Source organism: Rhodopirellula sp. JB055 (assembly GCF_043100905.1).
Taxonomy (GTDB): domain Bacteria; phylum Planctomycetota; class Planctomycetia; order Pirellulales; family Pirellulaceae; genus Rhodopirellula.
This window is the reverse complement of sequence record NZ_JBICHO010000365.1, coordinates 1-3,003: the sequence shown is the minus strand read 5'-3', so window position 1 is coordinate 3,003 and position 3,003 is coordinate 1. Positions and strand designations below refer to the sequence as shown.

General features: G+C 54.9%; 3 protein-coding genes and 1 pseudogene. All 4 read left to right on the top strand.

Features of this window, described 5'->3' with window-relative positions; all coding sequences use genetic code 11:
* A pseudogene (locus ACF8AM_RS14635) lies at positions 1–547 on the top strand (hypothetical protein); the annotation flags it as partial.
* A complete protein-coding gene (locus ACF8AM_RS14630; protein ID WP_392556347.1) occupies positions 547–1,314 on the top strand; it encodes a hypothetical protein in 768 nt (255 codons plus the stop codon). The pseudogene ACF8AM_RS14635 and the gene ACF8AM_RS14630, both read left to right, overlap by 1 nt.
* A complete protein-coding gene (locus ACF8AM_RS14625; protein ID WP_392556346.1) occupies positions 1,311–2,111 on the top strand; it encodes a hypothetical protein in 801 nt (266 codons plus the stop codon). The genes ACF8AM_RS14630 and ACF8AM_RS14625 overlap by 4 nt, the downstream gene beginning before the upstream one ends.
* The coding region (locus tag ACF8AM_RS14620; protein WP_392556345.1) for a squalene--hopene cyclase at positions 2,108–3,003 on the top strand (896 nt) is incomplete at its 3' end. The genes ACF8AM_RS14625 and ACF8AM_RS14620, both read left to right, overlap by 4 nt.

Here is a 3,003-nt window from a genome sequence, read left to right as displayed (position 1 = left end):
CCTCGAATCCGAGGTCAACCTGCGTGACGAAACTCGCGTGGCCGAACAAGCCAAAGAGGCCGTTGAATCCAAGGAGCACAAAGCCACGGCCGAGACGCTGGCCAAGACTCAAACGGAGATCAACGAACGCGTCGTGGACGTCATCGAACGCATCCGCGAATTGCCAGATGCGACCAAGCACTTTGGGAAAGAGCTCAAGATGCTGGCCGCTGTCGACTCCGTGATGACCGATGCCACTTCAATCCTGAAGCAACCCAACACGGGCTCCCAAGCCATTGCCGCCGAGACCGAAGCGATTGAATTGATTCTGCGTTCCAAACGCATCAACCCGAAGGGTGGCGGAGGCGGTGGTGGTTCACCGGGTGGCGGATCGGGCGGTGGCAACAGTGCCGATTCTGCCCTGGCATTGCTAGGCAAAAGCAAGAACGAAAAGGAAGTGCGTGAGAACAAAAACGTCACGCAATCGACCGGCGAAACCGGAGCGGAACTGCCCGAAGAATTCCGTCGCGGGCTGGACCAATACTTCAGCCGACTAGGAGGCACCTGATGGTCACCCTCCGTTGGAGTTTCCTGTTGCTTGGACTGTTGGCATTGACGACTCGCCCGGTCTCGTCGCAGGAACTGAGAGTGCAAGCACTGCAAGAATTCAATGCTCTCAATAGGCTAGTAGCAGGCAAGGCAAAAGCGGACGCCAAGAAACCCAAACCGCCTGAGTTTCTCAAACCGCTAGTGAATGCGGAACTTTCGTTTGTGCACCGAGTGTGCGATCCGACCGACGAACAGATGAAAGCCATCGTTGAGTCGGCAGAAGAAGCGTTCAATGAGATGGGGGATCTCCTGGCAAACAACATTCGCGTGGCCAACCAGCCTCGTTTCCATGGACTCAATGGCGAAACGCTCAATGCCAATCCCGTCCGCAGAATTCGCGACGACACGATGGACTTCCTGCCGTTGCTTTTGACTGAGAAACAGTTCCAGAAGTACAAACAGGAATCCTCGCAACGGGAGCGAATCGAACGCGAGGCCGCCACGGACTACCTCGTCACACTATTGGATTCGAAGCTGGTGCTCACCGAGGTCCAGAAGCGGAAAATCCGAACGGTTTTCCTCGACGACTGGGTGGATCTCGATGTGGAATGGATTAGCAGCTATCTCAACAACCCACACTTTGTACCCGTCATCCCAAGCAATTTGCTGCGGAAGGTTCTCAATACCGATCAACAAGCCGCGTGGTCCTCCTTCCAGCAGGTCAGCATGGGCATCATGATCGGACAAAACGCCGAACTGCATCTCGAAAAGGAGTGGCTGCAATGAATCGATTTGGTTGGTTCGGTTTGTTCAGTGCCATTCTGTTTGGCACTCTTGGGGCTGTGACTCCAGCCCGCTGTCTCGCGCAAAACCAAATTGACTTGAATCAGTTTGACAGCTGGATCTTCCAACGACATGGTCGAGATGAAGCACGTTGTCGCTCCACCCTCAAAAAAGAAATCGAACTTCAATTCGTCCGAATTGAACAATCCACTCCTTTAACAGAGAGACAAAAAGACGCGCTGCGTTTGGCCGGCCAAGGTGACATCAAACGGTTCTTCGATCGCGTCAATGACGCTCGTGAAACGTTCCTCAAGATGGAATCAAAGGATGACAACCAAAACATCAACGAAGCCTATCAACTGGCATCTCCCCTTCAGCAAGAACTGACTCGTGGATTGTTTGGCGAAGGATCGCTGATGCAGAAGGTCACTCGCTACGTGATGACCGAAGAGCAAGCGACCGAATTGGAAGAACGCCAACTCAAACAGTTCCGAGCTCAGGTGGAAGCGCAAAGCAAAGTCTTCTTGGCCACGGTGGGTCGGGGAATGGCCCTGACGGCCAAACAGCAGCGTCGTCTCCAAGAACACTTTCGAAACAAAGCCCAGCAAATCCAAAAGGTTCTTTCAAAAGATCAGCAACCTGGATTGCAGCAATACGTCTTCTACATCTGGATCAGTGAGTTGAGTGACGAAGAAGACATCTCCTTTCTCGATGAAGAACAACTCCAAGTGATTGAAAAGCTGGCTGAAAGGGCCCGAGCAGTCCGCCCCATGCTCAAGCAACAAGGGTTCATCGAATGAAAACCATTCACTCCAAAATCGTCCTCGGTTTTCTCGCATCCTTCGCGATCGGAACCTGGTCGACGAATCCGGTCCAAGCCCAGTTCCCAACCGCGCAGCTTGGCGATGTGGTCCCGCGTGATGTGAGAGAGGTGTACGAAAAAGGTCTGCAGTACCTCGCGAAATCACAAAGCGAATCGGGCGATTGGTCCGGCGGATCTTACGCCGGCCCCGGCGTGACCGGGATGGCCGTGATGACGTTCCTGGCCTCGGGGGAAGACCCCAACTACGGCATCTACAGCAGCAACATCCGCCGCGGTTTGATCAGTATCGTCAACTCACAAGATCCCAACTCCGGTATTCTGGGTGGCAACAGCGGCCCCGGCGGGCACGCCAGCATGTACAACCACGGTTTTGCAACCTTGGCTCTCGCCGAAGCCTACGGTGTCGTCAACGAACGCCTGCTCACCACCGGCGGAAAGAAACTGGATCGCTCGCTCGGCGAAGCCTTGGAACTCGCCGTTCGCGGAGCGGTGACGTCGCAGAAAAAGAACTCTTACGGCGGTTGGCGATATGGTGCGGACGCCAAAGACGCCGACACCTCCGTCAGCGGCGCCGTCATGGTCGGGTTGCTAGCGGCCCGCAACGCAGGTGTCAAAGTCCCCGACGAAGCGATCGACCGCGGCGTGGCCTACTTCAAATCCATGACCAGCTCGTCCGGACAAGTCGCTTACGCGGGGCTGGGCGGGTTTGACAATTCAACGCCACGAATTTCGATCGGGTGTTTGGTCTATGCCGTGTCGCGTCGAAAAGACATGCCTGAATTCAAAGCAACCCTCACCGCGTTGACAAACCAAATGGACACCTCCGGCGGTGCTTACAAAAGCTATGGCAACTACTACCAAGCCCAAGC

Excerpts from the sequence above, each read along its gene's own strand:
- ACF8AM_RS14630 (WP_392556347.1), top strand. The coding sequence starts at position 547 with ATGGTCACCCTCCGTTGGAGTTTCCTGTTGCTTGGACTGTTGGCATTG.
- ACF8AM_RS14625 (WP_392556346.1), top strand. The coding sequence starts at position 1,311 with ATGAATCGATTTGGTTGGTTCGGTTTGTTCAGTGCCATTCTGTTTGGC.